Source organism: Herbaspirillum sp. YR522 (assembly GCF_000282575.1).
GTDB lineage: Bacteria > Pseudomonadota > Gammaproteobacteria > Burkholderiales > Burkholderiaceae_D > Herbaspirillum.
This window is the reverse complement of sequence record NZ_AKJA01000036.1, coordinates 21,278-36,025: the sequence shown is the minus strand read 5'-3', so window position 1 is coordinate 36,025 and position 14,748 is coordinate 21,278. Positions and strand designations below refer to the sequence as shown.

Annotated in this window: 13 protein-coding genes; 11 read left to right on the top strand and 2 right to left on the bottom strand. The window is 62.7% G+C overall.

Annotation, left to right across the window (positions count from 1 at the left end; all coding sequences use genetic code 11):
• The 3 genes from PMI40_RS06300 to PMI40_RS06290 all read left to right on the top strand — a co-directional run.
• On the top strand, nt 1–733 hold a 733-nt coding region (locus tag PMI40_RS06300), incomplete at its 5' end, for a PDR/VanB family oxidoreductase (RefSeq protein WP_008113297.1).
• A 259-nt stretch (nt 734–992) separates the two neighbouring features.
• Nucleotides 993–2,078, top strand: coding sequence for a porin (locus PMI40_RS06295; RefSeq protein ID WP_008113296.1), 1,086 nt, complete (start codon nt 993–995; stop codon nt 2,076–2,078).
• A gap of 773 nt (nt 2,079–2,851) precedes the next feature.
• The gene (locus PMI40_RS06290; protein WP_008113295.1) at nt 2,852–4,465 is read left to right on the top strand and encodes a methyl-accepting chemotaxis protein; all 1,614 of its coding nucleotides are present in this window, start codon (nt 2,852–2,854) and stop codon (nt 4,463–4,465) included.
• An 89-nt stretch (nt 4,466–4,554) separates the two neighbouring features.
• Here the strand turns inward: PMI40_RS06290 and PMI40_RS06285 are convergent, their stop codons facing one another.
• Nucleotides 4,555–5,085 carry a DUF421 domain-containing protein gene (locus PMI40_RS06285; RefSeq protein WP_008113294.1) on the bottom strand — a complete coding sequence of 177 codons (531 nt, stop codon included), beginning with the start codon at nt 5,083–5,085 and terminating at the stop codon, nt 4,555–4,557.
• Between the two features lie 329 nt (nt 5,086–5,414).
• Here PMI40_RS06285 and PMI40_RS24365 point away from each other — a divergent pair, with 329 nt between their 5' ends.
• From PMI40_RS24365 to PMI40_RS24560, 6 genes are all read left to right on the top strand, one after another.
• Nucleotides 5,415–5,558 (top strand): hypothetical protein, encoded by a 144-nt coding sequence (locus tag PMI40_RS24365; protein ID WP_238540902.1) that lies wholly within the window; start codon nt 5,415–5,417, stop codon nt 5,556–5,558.
• Nucleotides 5,559–5,954: 396 nt separating this feature from the next.
• Nucleotides 5,955–6,857, top strand: coding sequence for a manganese catalase family protein (locus PMI40_RS06275; protein ID WP_008113292.1), 903 nt, complete (start codon nt 5,955–5,957; stop codon nt 6,855–6,857).
• A 62-nt stretch (nt 6,858–6,919) separates the two neighbouring features.
• Nucleotides 6,920–7,432 carry a ferritin-like domain-containing protein gene (locus PMI40_RS06270; RefSeq protein ID WP_040501735.1) on the top strand — a complete coding sequence of 171 codons (513 nt, stop codon included), beginning with the start codon at nt 6,920–6,922 and terminating at the stop codon, nt 7,430–7,432.
• A gap of 144 nt (nt 7,433–7,576) precedes the next feature.
• Nucleotides 7,577–8,071: a ferritin-like domain-containing protein gene (locus PMI40_RS06265; RefSeq protein WP_008113290.1), complete on the top strand. Its 495-nt coding sequence runs from the start codon at nt 7,577–7,579 to the stop codon at nt 8,069–8,071.
• Nucleotides 8,072–8,535: 464 nt separating this feature from the next.
• Nucleotides 8,536–9,330: a transporter substrate-binding domain-containing protein gene (locus PMI40_RS06260; protein ID WP_008113287.1), complete on the top strand. Its 795-nt coding sequence runs from the start codon at nt 8,536–8,538 to the stop codon at nt 9,328–9,330.
• Nucleotides 9,331–9,506: 176 nt separating this feature from the next.
• The gene (locus PMI40_RS24560; protein ID WP_008113285.1) at nt 9,507–11,162 is read left to right on the top strand and encodes a methyl-accepting chemotaxis protein; all 1,656 of its coding nucleotides are present in this window, start codon (nt 9,507–9,509) and stop codon (nt 11,160–11,162) included.
• Here the strand turns inward: PMI40_RS24560 and PMI40_RS06250 are convergent.
• On the bottom strand, nt 11,159–12,088 hold the full coding sequence (locus PMI40_RS06250; RefSeq protein ID WP_008113283.1) for a LysR family transcriptional regulator: 930 nt from the start codon (nt 12,086–12,088) through the stop codon (nt 11,159–11,161). The two genes, PMI40_RS24560 and PMI40_RS06250, sit on opposite strands and share 4 nt — an antisense overlap.
• Before the next feature lie 109 nt (nt 12,089–12,197).
• Here PMI40_RS06250 and PMI40_RS06245 point away from each other — a divergent pair, with 109 nt between their 5' ends.
• Together PMI40_RS06245 and PMI40_RS06240 are read left to right on the top strand one after the other, a co-directional pair.
• Nucleotides 12,198–13,484, top strand: a complete 1,287-nt coding sequence (locus PMI40_RS06245) for an MFS transporter (protein WP_008113279.1) — start codon at nt 12,198–12,200, stop codon at nt 13,482–13,484.
• Between the two features lie 49 nt (nt 13,485–13,533).
• Nucleotides 13,534–14,742: a M20 aminoacylase family protein gene (locus PMI40_RS06240; protein ID WP_008113276.1), complete on the top strand. Its 1,209-nt coding sequence runs from the start codon at nt 13,534–13,536 to the stop codon at nt 14,740–14,742.
• The last annotated feature ends 6 nt before the right edge of the window (nt 14,743–14,748 follow it).

Sequence of the window (14,748 nt, the reverse complement as noted above, 5' to 3'; positions counted from 1 at the left end):
GGCCCCCCCCAGCCGTGGCGGCTCGCGCTACGTGCACGACACGCTGCGGGTAGGTGCGACGTTGACCATCTCGGCACCGCGCAACAACTTCCCGCTCGAGCCGGGCGCGGCCCATTCGGTGTTGATCGCCGGCGGCATCGGCATCACGCCGATCTCCTGCATGTTCGGTCAACTGCGCGGCCAGGGCAAGTCGGCCGAACTGTTCTATTGCGCGCGTTCGCGCGCCGAAGCCGCATTCACGGCGCAACTGCTGGGTGAACAAAACGTCACCAGCCATTTCGACGATGAAGCGGGCACGCCGCCCGATCTCAAGGGGTTCCTGGCATCCAGGCCGCGCGACGCGCATTTCTATTGCTGCGGCCCGACGCCGATGCTCAATGCCTTCGAAGCGATCTGCGAAGAACTGGGCCTGCCCCATGTGCATATCGAGCGTTTCGCCGCCGAGAAGGTGGAAGCGGTCCAGGGCGGCAGCTACGTCGCCGAACTGGCACGCAGCAAGCAGAGCATCACGGTGCCGGCCGGAAAGTCGCTGCTCGACGCCTTGCTGGATGCCGGCATCAACGTCGACCATAGCTGCCGCGAAGGGGTCTGCGGCGCCTGCGAGACCAAGGTCATCGAAGGCCAGCCGGACCATCGTGACGGCGTGTTGAGCAAGTCCGAGCGGGCCGCCGGCAAGACCATGATGGTGTGCGTGTCCGGCTGCAAGGGGCAACGGCTCCTGCTGGATATCTGAGCCGAAGAACAAGGACGCGTAATGCCCGTGCTGCTGGCACCGGGCATTTTTTTGAGCCTGATTAAATTTGTGGAACGTTGATCCATAGGTGGAACAAATATCACCGGACAGCGCGCCACCCGGCAAGCCCCACGCCAGCCGACCACGCGGCGGGGGAGGGATCCGGCGCAGTCACCTTTCATCCGCACGGGGCGGCTGGAAGCAGTGAGTCAAATGCGGCCTAGGCCGTTGGTATGCTTATTCGTTGAAGGGGAGTTTAATGAAGAAGTTAATGATTGCCGCAGCAGCATCCTGCCTGTCGGCCGGTGCCTGTGCGCAGAGCAGCGTGACCATCTACGGTAGCCTGGATGCTGGCGTGGCCTACATCAACAACCTCGGCGGCGGTTCCGTGACGCGCCTGGATCAAGGCACGATGCAACCGGACCGTATCGGCTTTCGTGGCGTGGAAGACCTGGGCGGAGGCCTGTCGGCCAACTTCCAGCTGGAAGCCGGCTTCTATACCGACTCCGGCAGCGTGCCCAACTCGAGCAAGCTGTTCAACCGCTACAGCACCGTCGGCCTGGCCGGCAGCTTCGGCGCGGTGACCATGGGCCACATGCCCGACGTGGTGTTCGACTATGTGGGCAAGCTGTCCAACGCCTTCCAGCTGACCAACTGGTACCTGTTCCACCCGGGTAACCTGGACAGCCTGGCCAACACCTATCAGCTCGACAACGCGGTGCGCTACACCACGCCCACCGCCGGCGGCTTCCAGGGCAGCCTGATGGTCGGGTTCGGCGAAGTGGCGGGCGACAATGCCAACGGCCGCAACATCAGCGCGGGCGCCACCTACACCAACGGACCGCTGCGTGCGGCGCTGGCGTATTCGAAGCTCAATAACCGCGCCGCGGGCTATGCCGGCACTTTCCTCACCAGCGTCGGCCTGGGCAATGCGGCCACCGTCTTCAACAGCCTCACCACCTATGCTGGCGGCGTCGGCTACACCATCGGTCCGGTGCGCCTGAATGCCGACTACACCCAGGTCAAGCTGGCCCTGCCGACGGGCGCCACGCCCAAGCAGAAGAACGCCGACCTGGGCGCGGCATGGCGCTACAACACGCTCGACACGCTCAATTTCGGCTACGGCTTCTCGAAGCTGGAAGGCGCGCGCTGGAACACCCTGAGCCTGTCGCATGTGCATGATTTTTCCAAGCGTACGCAGTGGTATGCCCAGGCCGCCTACCAGCGCGCCGGTGGCACCGCCCGCTTCGCTGTCATGAACGGTACCGGCGCCAGTGGTGCCACCGGTGTCTCGGGTGGTCGCGGCCAGCTGGTCACCACCATCGGCATGCACCACTCGTTCTGATGTCGTTGTTGCACCCGTAGTACCCCACACCTTCTGTGGATAGTCTTGTTTTGCCCGCGCCGCCCGAAGAGCCGGGTGGCGTTGCGTAGTGCCTTGGGACGGGAAGCGTCTTTCCCGTCCTTTTTTTTAAGCTTCATCACGGATTGTCTTCATGCCTATTGGCGGCGGTGCGTCTTCGATACGGCCCGTTGGGCCTACTCAGTCCGAACGGTGTGCAGGTAGCTGGGTTGGTCGGTCCTATCCAAACCGTTCGGCCTGAGTAGCCGCGCAGCGGCGTATCGAAGGATCAACGGACGAGTGTCTTCGATCCGGCCCGTTGGGCCTGCTCAGTCCGAACGGTGCAGGTAGTTGAATTGGGTTGGTGTTATCCAGACCCCGTTCGGCCTGAGTAGCCGCGCAGCGGCGTATCGAAGGATCAACGGACGAGTGTCTTCGATACGGCCCGTTGGGCCTACTCAGTCCGAACGGTGGAGGTAGTTGAATTGGGTTGGTGTTATCCAGACCCCGTTCGGCCTGAGTAGCCGCGCAGCGGCGTATCGAAGGATCAACGGACGAGCGTCTTCGATACGGTCCGTTGGGCCTGCTCAGTCCGAACGGTGTGCAGGTAGCTGGGTTGGTCGGTCTTATCCAGACCGTTCGGCCTGGGTAGCCGCGCAGCGGCGTATCGAAGGATCAACGGACGAGCGTCTTCGATACGGCCCGATAGGCCTAATGGAAACGAACGGTACGAGCGGGAATCCGAAGCGGTCAATCTAATTTAGAGGGGAGTCGCCATGACGGCGCAATTCAAACTCGGAGCCCGCCTCGGGCTCGGTTTCGGCCTGGTGCTGGCACTCTTGGTAGGGATCACCGCGCTGGCCATCGGCAGTCTCAACACCCTGCATGAAGGCACCCGTCGCATCGTCGACGACCGTTATCCGCAAGTCCTGCTGGCCAACGATGTCCTGCTCAGGATCAGCGAGAACGGCAGCGCCATGCGCAACCTGCTGCTGGTGGACGACCGCGATGCCGTCATGGAGCAGGTCGCCCTGATCAATGACGGCGAGAAGGCCATCGGCGGGGCGCTGGGCGAATTGCAGCGTCGGCTCTCCAGCGAGCAGGGCCGCAAGTCCTTCGACGAGATACTGGCCCTGCGCGCGGCCTATCGCACCGGCCAGGAGCAGTTCCTCAAGCTGGCCTCCACCGGTGCCACCATGGATGCCACGCAACTGCTGCTGGGCGACCTGCGCCAGCGGCAGGAGCGCTACGTCGGGCGGGTCAAGGCCTACATCGCGGTGGGCTCGACGATGATGACCCGCAGTGCCGACGAGGCGGCCGCGCAATACCGCAGCAAGACTACGATCATGCTGGGTATCGCCGCACTGGCGGTGCTGTTGGGCGGGGCTTTTGCGATCTGGGCCACGCGCTCGGTGACGCGGCCGGTACGGGCCGCAGTGGAGGTCGCCCAGCACGTGGCCGACGGCCGTCTCGACAATCACATCGCGGCTGGCTCGGGCGACGAGATCGGCCAGTTGATGGAGGCACTGCGGCAGATGAACCAGGGCCTGGCGCGCATCGTCGCCGACGTGCGCGGCAGCGCCGAGACCATCGCCACCGCCTCGGGCGAGATCGCCCACGGCAACCTCGACCTGTCGGCGCGCACCGAGCAGCAGGCCGGCTCGCTCGAGCAGACCGCCGCGGCCATGGAAGAACTGACCTCGACCGTGCGCCAGAATGCCGACAACGCGCAAGAGGCCAACCGCCTGGCGGCCGACGCCTCCAGCGTAGCCATGCGCAGCGGCGATGTGGTGCAGCAGGTGGTGGCGACCATGGATGCCATCAGCGACGCATCGCGCAAGATCGTCGACATCATCGCGGTGATCGACGGCATCGCCTTCCAGACCAACATCCTGGCCCTGAATGCCGCCGTGGAAGCGGCCCGCGCCGGCGAGCAGGGACGCGGCTTCGCGGTGGTCGCCTCCGAGGTGCGCTCGCTGGCCCAGCGCAGTGCCACGGCCGCGCGCGAAATCAAGGGCTTGATTGGCGATTCGGTGGCCAAGGTCGACAACGGCACCAGGCTGGTGTCGCAGGCCGGCAGCACCATGGGCGAAGTGGTCGAGAGCGTGCGCCGGGTATCGGCCATCGTCGGTGAGATCAGCAGCGCCACCCAGGAACAGCGTATCGGCATCGAACAGGTCAACCAGGCCATCACCCACATGGACGAAGCCACCCAGCAGAATGCCGCCCTGGTGGAGCAGGCCGCCGCGGCGGCGCAATCGCTGCAGGACCAGTCGCAGCACCTGCGCCAGCTGGTGGGCGTGTTCCGCCTGGCGGACCAGGGTGCTCCAGTCCAGCGGGTGACACTCGACAATCATCCGGTGCCGCACGCCGCCTGGCGCCGAGCGTAGTCATCCATCCCCGCATCGACCGGGGGAACCGTCGCTGCCACCCCGTGTTCCGGGCTTCCCGGAATGCCAGCGACCGACCACCGGCAGGACTATTGGTCCTGGCGGTCCGGCTTGCGCTGGATACTGATCTCGCCGTTTCTCTCCAGTACCGCGCTGGAGACCGCATCCAGGGAGAGGCCATCGCCCTTCTTGCGCAAAGCGGTCTGCAAGTCGGTATGACTGATCAGTCCCGCCCGCATTTCGTCTTCGTCTACCTGGCCCTGTCGAACCAGTTGGCGTTCATGGCCGCTGAGCAAGTTGTCCAGGCCGGGCCAGCGCATGAGAACGATCGCAAGAAGACGGTGAAGAATGACGATGGTCGCGCCAGCGCAGAGCGTTGGATACATGGCCGAGGCGCCCACGACCGCGCGCCCCAGGATCGCGCCGAGCAGTACCATCAGGCAGAGATCGAAGGCACTTCCCTGGCCGAACGAGCGCCGACCTGCGATACGCAGGAAGGTCAGGGTCGCTACGAATACGATCACGGCACGCAGCACCATGGAGGGCGCATCCAGATCGTCGCTCTTGTTCCACAGGTCGAGACCGGCCAGCGCGGCGCCCAGTGCGGAAGAAACATCCATTGCATGCCTCCTTGGTTGTTCAAGTCGATGCGGCGTGGCCGGCCCGAAGCGAGCGCGATGCCGCAGCAGATTATGGTCCGCCCTTCCGGCGGGCACCAGTGGCAACGCGCGGCGCCGTGACGACATCCGCGGCCGGCGCAGTGCCGGACGCGAAACGAATGCGATGCGGCGGATTGAAATAAGGCGAATTTTGATTCATATTGCTGAACATTAAATCGCAGGGCGAATTTCCAGGAGCCAACATCCGCATGGCGTCGCTGACCTATAGGTATCGTTATAAAAATTACGATATAACAATCGTAGGCTATGAGGTACCCGGGGGCTGGAGGATGGCCATCGAGATTCGCCGGGGCGATTCGGCCCAGGTGATCCGGGATACCGAACATCTCTACCGCGACTTCAACAGCCTCAGGAGTATCGGTGTCCTGAATGCGCACCTGGCCATCCACAGTCGCTCCGATCACGTTGACTGAGCGCCGTGCCTGTCACGGGCGCTGCTGACGGTCTTCCCGGCGCGGGCGCTGTCATTGCGCAGGCAGGCCGCGCTTGCACGCGTCACGCCATTGGTCGTGCCTCTTCATCGGTGCATCTACCTTCCGACGCTGCCATGATGTCCCCCGCATTCCGATACGTTATTTCTCCAACCCGGGGTAAGTTCATCCATAACGCAGCGTATTGTCCTGGATGCCTTCATGCCGTGGGAGAAATCAACCTCGCAAGGTAACGACGCCGCCGCAGCATCGTCCTGATTCCTCCTTCACGTCTGGCAAAAATCTTACGATCCGTTACGCCTCCTTCCGATTGTATGGCTGAGCAGCATTTCCCTATGCTTCGTTCTCACGCTGGATTCATTCTTAACGGAGGTAGTTATGTTTGCGCACAACAAGCGACTGCAATACACGGTTCGGGTTGCCGGCCCCAACCCTGGCTTAGCCAATTTGATGCTGGAGCAATTCGGCGGAGCGCAAGGCGAACTGGCGGCCGCATGTCGTTACTTCACCCAGGCGTTGGCCGAGGAAGACCCAGGCCGCAAGGACATGCTCTTCGACATCGCCACCGAAGAGCTGAGCCATCTCGAGGTGATCGGCAATATCGTGGTGATGTTGAACAAAGGCTCCAAGGGCAAGCTGGCCGAAGGGATAGAAGAGGAGGGCCTGCTTTACAAGGACATCACCGCCGCAGGCAACGACAGTCACATCACGCAGGTGCTCTATGGCGGTGGCGCACCGCTGGTGAACTCTGCAGGCGTGCCCTGGAGCGCAGCCTACATCGACACCATCGGAGAACCGACGGCCGACCTCCGTTCGAACATTGCGGCCGAGGCCCGAGCCAAGATCGTCTATGAACGATTGATCAACCTGACCGACGATCCCGGTGTCAAGGAAGCACTGGGATTTTTGATGACACGCGAGATCGCGCATCAGAAATCGTTCGAAAAGGCGCTCTACGCGATCAAGCCTAACTTCCCACCAGGCAAATCGCAGGGCGATCCGCGCTTCACGAATGTCTACTTCAATCTCTCGCGCGGCCCCGGCGAAGCAGAAGGCCCGTGGAACTCCGGCGAGCAATGGGAAAGGCGCGAGAACGGCGAGGCGCTATTGGCCGTGGATGGTGGCGAAGGCGATGCGCAGGTCGAACTGCCGGCCGACAGCGACTCCGCGTTGGCACAGTTCGCAGCCCGTACCGCCTCCGCCACGGATGGCGACCCATTGACCGGTGCCGAGATCGGGTCGGCCGATCCGAACCTGAGCAAGCTGGCAAAGGGTGCCTAATTGATCGCGCGGCGTGACAGCCGCGCTTTCTTGTCCGGATGTCCGGATCGAAAGGATATGAAATGACTACAGCTGTGGCAGAAAATCTTCTCAACTGGCTCAAGGATGCGCATGCCATGGAACAGCAGGCAGAGAGCATGCTCAAGGCGCAAGCCGGTCGTATCGAGCATTATCCTGACCTCAAGGCTCGAATTGAGCAGCACTTGCAGGAAACCCTGGGGCAGAAGCAGATCCTGGAGGACTGCATCGCCCGGCTGGACAGCAGCCCGTCCGTCCTGAAGGACCTCTCCGGGCGAATCGCCGCGTTCGGCCAGGCGGTAGGAGGAATGACCCAATCGGATGAGGTGATCAAGGGAGCCATGGCCGGCTATGTCTTCGAGAACCTGGAAATCGCGACCTATACCACTCTGATTGCCGCTGCGCGGCAAGCTGGTGATACGCAGACCGAGCAAGCCTGCAAGGAAATCATCGAGCAGGAAAAAGCAATGAGCGCCTGGTTGCTGAACCAGTTGCCGTTGCTGACACAGCAGTTCCTGCTGCGCGATGCAGCGCCTCACACGCAAGCGAAGGTTTAGTCCCCCTGCCTGGAAAGCATCGGCGCCGGCGGCGTAGGAAAGCCTCGTCAAGGTTGAGTCACGGGTCTGCCTGCATGATTGCCGCCTGCCAGCCGCCGCTTCATTCGTTCAATTGCAAATATCTATATTGTCGAGGAGTTTCCCATGAGCGTTAAATCACTGAATGACCTTTTCATCCACAGTCTCTCCGATGTCTATAGCGCCGAGAAGCAATTGACCAAGGCGCTGCCGAAGATGGCACGTGCCGCGACCAATCCGGATCTCGCGGCGGCGTTTACGGCCCACCTGGAAGAGACGCACGGCCAGATCGAGCGCATCGACCAGGTCGTCGAGGCGACCGGCATCCGTCTCAAGCGCATCAAGTGCGCAGCGATGGAAGGGCTGGTCGAAGAAGGAAAGGAGCAGATCGAGGAAGTAGAAAAAGGCCCTGTGCTGGACGCTGCCCTGATTGGCGCGGCGCAGAAGGTCGAGCATTACGAAATCGCGACCTACGGCACGCTATGCGCGCTGGCAAAGAAGCTCGGTTATCCCGAAGCCGTGGCACTGTTGCGCGAGACGCTCGAAGAAGAAAAGGCCACCGATGAAAAACTGACCATCCTGGCCGAACAGGAAGTGACCGCCGAGGCGCTGGGTAAATAACCCCGCTAACCGAGCGCGCGGTCTGACGCCAGAAGCCCACTGCGGTGGGCTTTTTGCCATCCTGGCGCTGCGCACTATGCCAGACCTCTCGTACAAGCGACGAGCATGGCTGCCAGCGATGCGGCACCGTGACTAAAGCGCCCAAGGTCTAGCAGGCGACGTCTTCCAAGAGTGCGGCAGGTAATTTGCTTCCGACCTTGTCGAGAACCACCGGCATGCGGGCAGCGAACTCGACCAGCCGCAGTTCGGCATTCGCACCGTAACCGGGAGCTCGATCGCACCAAAATGGGGGGCAACGGCTGGGGCCACCCTGCGTGCCGGCCCATATACTCGGGAGGCATATTCCCTATCGCAACTCGGTAATTTCACGTGCGAAAACAGTTGGCTACACTTTGCCAGCCATCAGCAAGACGGTAAAAATCCAATCATCCGCGCACGACCGGAAAACACCACAGGGGAAGAAAATGAAATCTATCAGCTTGGCGTTCATCGCATCCATGGCGCTGTACGCCGCTACCAGTGCAGCAACGGCAGATACGCTGGCTTCGATCAAGAAGGCCGGCGTGGTGAAGATCGGTGTGCCGCAAGACTTTGCACCCTATGGCGCGGTCAATGGCGACATGCAGTTGCAAGGGCTCGATATCGACGTGGCGAGGCTGGTGGCCAAGGGCCTGGGCGTGAAGGCCGAACTGATGCCGGTGCCTACTTCCAGCCGCATCGCCTTTCTGCAGACGCACAAGATCGATATGGTCATTTCCACCTTGGGCAAGAATGCAGAGCGCGAAAAGGTGATGGATTTCTCGCAAGGCTATGCACCCTACAACAACAGCGTTTTCGCTGCCGGCTCACTTGCCATCGCCGGCCCGGCGGACCTGGCAGGCAAGACCGTGGGCGTGACCCGAAGCACCTTCGAAGATCTCATGCTGACCGATACCGTGCCAAAGACGACCGTCATCAAGCGTTATGAAGACAACAACGGCCTGGTCTCGGCCTACGTCGCTGGTCAGGTGCAGATCATCGGCACCGGCGACTTCGTGGCCTATTCGCTGGCCGAGAAGAGCCCGACCAATAAACCGGTGCTGAAGTACGTCATCAACGTGTCCACCTGTTTTGTCGGCGTCAACAAAGGCGAAGGCGCGCTGGTGGGCGGCATCAACGAGGTGTTGACCGCTTCCAAGAAGAGCGGCGAACTCAATGCCATCGTCAAGAAGTGGCTCAACGTGCCGTTGCCGGAAAAGATCGCCACGACTTACCAGTAAGGTAGCGCAGTCGACTGCGCGTCATCCTCGCGCGCGGTCGCCGCTGGAACACGCCCCAAGCCTTCGATCCCTGTCACTTCGGCGCCCCACGCGAGCGGGCAGGTGCGCGCGATGCGTACTCGCTGCTGCGCGGAGTCGGCGGTTGGCAGGGATATCCTCTCTTGCAAGGTCCTGCGATGAAATTGCTTTCCGACATCCGTATCGGGGTACGCCTGGCGACCGGCTTCGCCGTGGTCCTGGCGTTGTCCATTCTGATCATGGCGCTGGGTATATGGCGGCTGCAGATCGTCTCCGACGTGACTTACGACATGGTCAATCACTCGGCCCTGAAGGAGCGCCTCATCTCCGATTGGTATGGCAACCTGCGGGCCGGCGTGATGAGATCGGTGGCGATGTCGCGTAGCGTCGATTCGACATTAGGTAGCTACTTCCTCAACGAGGAAATCGCCGCCAACAAGGAAATCGGCGAATTGCAGGTGCAGCTAGGCCCTTTGCTGGACAAGGCCCAGGAGCAGGCGTTGCTCGGTGAGATCAACGGATACCAGCGCCAGTACAAGCAAATCCTGCTCAAGATCATGGACCTGAAGTCGACAGGTGAGCAAGAACTGGCCAGCAGCACCCTGATCCAGGAGTTCATGCCGCTGGCCAAGAGATACCAGGGTGCCATGCGCAAGCTGCAACAGTTGCAGCAAACCGAGATCGCTGCCGCTTCGCAGAACATCGAGCGTCTCTCGCGCGACAGTCGCATCTTGCTGGTGGTGCTCGAGGCGGCGGCGCTGTTCTTCGGCGTGGCCTGCGCGTGGCTGCTTACACGCAGCATCGTCGGGCCGCTGCGCCAGGCGGTAGCGTTGTCCGAACGGGTAGCGCGGGGCGACCTGACGGCCACCGCAAGCGTGCATTCGCGTGACGAAATCGGCCAGCTGATGGTGTCATTGCAGGACATGAGCCAGCGCCTGCGCGATATCGTCGCCCGTGTGCGGGGCGGTACCGACACCATCAATCATGCCTCCAACGAGATCGCCGATGGCAACCTCGACCTGTCCTCGCGTACCGAGCAACAGGCCAGCGCGTTGGAGGAGACCGCCTCGGCCATGGAACAGTTGATCGCCACCGTGCGCACCAATGCCGATAACGCCCGCCAGGCCAGCCAGATGGCGGCCTCGGCGTCGGCGGTGGCGGGCGAGGGTGCGGCCGCGGTGGGCAAGGTGGTGGGGACGATGGAACAGATCAATGCCGCGTCCCACAGGATAGTGGACATCATCGGCGTGATCGATGGCATCGCTTTCCAGACCAATATCCTGGCCCTGAATGCGGCCGTGGAAGCGGCGCGCGCCGGGGAGCAGGGACGCGGTTTCGCAGTCGTGGCATCAGAAGTGCGTTCGCTGGCCCAGCGCTCGTCGGCCGCCGCTAAGGAGATCAAGGCGTTGATCGACGATTCGGCGCAGAAGGTGATGGCCGGCAGTGCCTTGGTCGAGGCCGCGGGTGGGACCATGCAGCGGGTGGTGCAAAGAGTGCAACACGTCAATGCCATTGTCGACGAAATCAGCGTGGCCAGCGCCGAGCAGAGCGAAGGCATTCATCAGGTCAACGATGCGGTGTCCAGGCTCGACGATCTCACCCAGCAGAACGCGGCCCTGGCCGAAGAGGCCGCCGCGGCCGCTGCCACCTTGCGGTTCCAGACCGGAGAGTTGACGCAGGTTGTCAGCGTTTTCGATATCGGCGTGCCGGTGGTCGACGCCGACAGCTACGCCATGCGCACGTCGGTGATACCTCAGGTGGCGGTCGACGCCGGTGGACACGCTGCCCGGCTGGCTACCGCCGATGCCCTCTAGCCGGTGACTTCGGCGCCGTGCGCGGCAGGCTGCGTTCCTTCCAGGTGGGCGATGTAGCGCTTCAGTGTCGGGTTGCCGTTGTCGGCGCGATAGACGAAGGACACGGGATGGCGTAGCGTGAGTTCGGGGTGGTCGACCAGCACCACGCCTTCGGGACAGGTATAGGCGCTCACGTCGGAGACGATGGCATAGCCGATGCCGGCGGCGACCAGGCCCAGGATACTTAGTACGTCGCTGGCCAGCTGGGCCTTGCGCGGCACCAGGTTGGCGGTCTGGCATTGGTAGTCCAAGAACTGGTCGTAGCCCGGCGCGACCTCTGCCGGGAACCAGATCGCCGGCTCGTCGCGCAGCGCCGACAGGTGCACGGGGACTTCACATGCAAGTCGGCTGTCGCGCGGCAGCGCCAGCTTGAGCCGGCATTCGAAGACCTGGATCTCGCCGAATTCGCGTGCCAGGAATTGATCGTTGGGCGGATAGCGCCAGGCCAGGAAGCCGGCGTCCAGTTCGCCTTCCCGGATTCGCTCCAGTTGCCGGGTCGAGAGCCCCGGTTCCAGCGACATCGCAATCTGCGGTTCGGCCTGGTGGAAGCTGCGTAACGAACCCAATATCCTGGGATGCCAGCCGAAGTTGGGCGTGATACCCATGCGCAGGTTGCCTTCCAGGCCTTCGGCCACGCGCGCCACGCGTTGTCGCGTACCGAGCATGTCGGCCAGGATGCGGCGTGCATCGACGGCCAGCTGCTGACCCGCGGCGGTGAGGGTGGTGCCTCGCACGCTGCGCTCGAATAGCACGACATTCAGTTCTTCTTCCAGATCCTTGATCTGCCTGCTCAGTGCCGGCTGTGCGATGTGCAGGCGCCGCGCAGCCTCGGCCACGCTGCCGTGGTCGACCACACCGAGGAAATACCGAAGATGGCGCAATTCCATAATGAATTGTCTATACCGGATGGGTATATTTTTTATATGTAAAAGGAAGTTTTCAGTATAGAACATAAGACCTACACTGCAACCGCCAAACATAACAACGGAGACAATTATGACTAAACAACCCGACGGGTTGGACGCGAAGACACAACGTCGTGCGGTGATCGCGGCGACCATCGGCAACGTCCTCGAGATCTACGATTTCATCATCTTCGGCATCTTTGCGGTAGCCATTTCCAAGACCTTCTTTCCCAGCGGCGACGAGTACGCGGCACTGATGTTTACCTTCATGACCTTCGCTGCCGGCTTCGTGGTTCGCCCCATCGGGGCACTGGTGCTGGGCCAGTATGCGGACAAGGTGGGCCGCAAGAAGGCATTGAGCTTTACGCTGCTGTTGATGGCGCTGGGCACCATCGTGCCGGCGGTATGCCCCTCGTACGATTCGATTGGCATCGCCGCTACCGTGATCCTGGTGCTGGGGCGGTTGCTGCAGGGTTTCTCGGCCGGCGGCGAGATCGGCAGCAACGTGGCCATGCTGGTGGAGAACGCCTCGGGGCGCAATCGCGCGTTATTCAGCTCTTTCCAGCAGATGGCCCAGGGCGGGGGAGTGCTGCTGGGTGGCATCGTCGGCTTCGCCATTGCGGTGGTGTATGGCCAGCAACAGATGCTCCAGGGCTATTGGCGCCTGGCCTTCGTGGTGGGCCTGGTGATCGGTCCGGTGGGCTGGTACATCCGCCGCGCACTGCCGGAGACGCCGGAGTTCGAGCATAGCGTGCGGCAAGGGCCGGCAGATTCCTTTCTCACCGGCATCAAGGAAAACTTCGGCCGCATTCTGATCGGCATCGCCATCATGATCTTCTGGACCGTCGCCACACAGGTCTCTAACTACTTCACCACCTATGCCGTGCGTGAATTGGGCATGCCGGTGGCCTCGACCTACGTGGGCCAGATCGCCTCCGGCCTGACCCTGCTGCTGATCTGCCCGTTCGTGGGCATGCTGGCCGACCGCATCGGCCCCTACAAGCCGATGGCCTGGGGCGCCGGCCTGGCGGGTGTGCTGGCCTATCCCCTGTTCAAGATGCTGGCCGCCACACCGACCTTGCCGGTGCTGCTGATGGTGCAGATTGCCATCTCGATCACCCTGGGCTTGTATGCCGCGTGTGCGCCGCTGGTCATGTCCAACATCTTCCCGACGCGCTATCGCGCCACCGGCATCGGCACGTCCTACGCCCTGGGCGTGATGATCTTCGGTGGACTCACGCCGATGATCGTCACCACGCTGATCCAGATCAGCGGCGACAAGCTCATCATCGGACTGTACCTGACCGCGGCAGCCCTGCTGAGCCTGGCCCTGATCGCAACGCTGGTGCGCATGCAGCGCAAGATCGCGGCAGCCTGAGGCGGGCCTGTTCGCGCCGCCGTCATTGAACCAACCTGAAAGGGCTTACATGGATAGAGTCACTCACGGGCAGTCGCAGGCTGCCGATCAAATGGACCTGGTGTCCATCCGGCGCCACCTGCATGCTCATCCCGAGTTGCGCTTCGAGGAAAAGACCACTGCCGCCTATGTGGCAGGGCTGCTGCGCGAGCATGGTCTCGATGTGGTGGAAAACGTCGGGGGCTATGGTGTGGTGGGCACGTTGCGCAAAGGCGGCTCGGGACGCGCCATCGCCTTGCGGGCAGATATGGATGCGTTGCCGATGAAGGAAGAAAACACCTTCGCCCACGCATCCACCCATGCCGGGAAGATGCATGCCTGCGGCCATGACGGGCACACCGCGATGCTGCTCGGCGCGGCGGCGCGCCTGAGCCGCGAGGTCGACTTCGACGGCACCGTGCACCTGGTGTTCCAGCCGGCCGAAGAGGGCGGCGCCGGCGCGCGCTCGATGATCGAGGATGGACTCTTCGAGCGCTTTCCGTGTGACGCCATCTTCGGCGTACACAACTGGCCAGGGCTGCAGGCGGGCAGTTTCGGCGTGCGCTCCGGGTCGTTGATGGCCTCGAGCAACACGTTCAGCGCGACCCTGCTGGGGCGCGGCGCGCACGCCGCCCAGCCGCATCGCGGCATCGACCCGGTGGTGGCGGCGGCGCAGCTCACGCTGGCCTGGCAGAGCATCCTGACGCGCAACATCGATCCCAATCGCCGGGCAGTGATCTCGGTGACCCAGATACACACCGGCACGGCCGACAATGTCATTCCCGGGCAGGCCACCCTGTCGGGCACCGTGCGCGCTTTCGATGCCGAGACGCTCGACCTGATCGAGCGCCGCATGGGCGCTATCGCCGAGGCGATCGGCAGCATGTTCGACTTGCGCGTATCGTTCGACTTCGAGCGCCTGTATCCAGCGCTGGTCAACCATCCCGAGCAAACCCGGCAGGCCATGCAGGCCATGACGGTGGCCGCCGGTGCGCAGCGGGTCGACGGCGACACCGAACCGGCCTTCGCCTCCGAGGACTTCGCCTTCTACCTGCAGCACAAGCCAGGGTGCTACGCCTTCCTCGGCAACGGCCTGATCGCCGCGGGACAAGCGCAGCAGCAGCAGGCCACGTCGCGTGAACTGCACAGTCCCTTCTATGACTTCAACGACGACATCATCGACGTCGGTGTGGCGTACTGGATCGCGTTGGTGCAGCGCTATCTGGGCGTGGCCGTGTGAAGTCGC

What these genes read in the sequence shown, in the direction of transcription:
- PMI40_RS06295 (WP_008113296.1), top strand. Translation starts at nt 993, where the DNA reads ATGAAGAAGTTAATGATTGCCGCAGCAGCATCCTGCCTGTCGGCCGGT.
- PMI40_RS06290 (WP_008113295.1), top strand. Translation starts at nt 2,852, where the DNA reads ATGACGGCGCAATTCAAACTCGGAGCCCGCCTCGGGCTCGGTTTCGGC.
- PMI40_RS06285 (WP_008113294.1), bottom strand. Translation starts at nt 5,085, where the DNA reads ATGGATGTTTCTTCCGCACTGGGCGCCGCGCTGGCCGGTCTCGACCTG.
- PMI40_RS24365 (WP_238540902.1), top strand. Translation starts at nt 5,415, where the DNA reads ATGGCCATCGAGATTCGCCGGGGCGATTCGGCCCAGGTGATCCGGGAT.
- PMI40_RS06275 (WP_008113292.1), top strand. Translation starts at nt 5,955, where the DNA reads ATGTTTGCGCACAACAAGCGACTGCAATACACGGTTCGGGTTGCCGGC.
- PMI40_RS06270 (WP_040501735.1), top strand. Translation starts at nt 6,920, where the DNA reads ATGACTACAGCTGTGGCAGAAAATCTTCTCAACTGGCTCAAGGATGCG.
- PMI40_RS06265 (WP_008113290.1), top strand. Translation starts at nt 7,577, where the DNA reads ATGAGCGTTAAATCACTGAATGACCTTTTCATCCACAGTCTCTCCGAT.
- PMI40_RS06260 (WP_008113287.1), top strand. Translation starts at nt 8,536, where the DNA reads ATGAAATCTATCAGCTTGGCGTTCATCGCATCCATGGCGCTGTACGCC.
- PMI40_RS24560 (WP_008113285.1), top strand. Translation starts at nt 9,507, where the DNA reads ATGAAATTGCTTTCCGACATCCGTATCGGGGTACGCCTGGCGACCGGC.
- PMI40_RS06250 (WP_008113283.1), bottom strand. Translation starts at nt 12,088, where the DNA reads ATGGAATTGCGCCATCTTCGGTATTTCCTCGGTGTGGTCGACCACGGC.
- PMI40_RS06245 (WP_008113279.1), top strand. Translation starts at nt 12,198, where the DNA reads ATGACTAAACAACCCGACGGGTTGGACGCGAAGACACAACGTCGTGCG.
- PMI40_RS06240 (WP_008113276.1), top strand. Translation starts at nt 13,534, where the DNA reads ATGGATAGAGTCACTCACGGGCAGTCGCAGGCTGCCGATCAAATGGAC.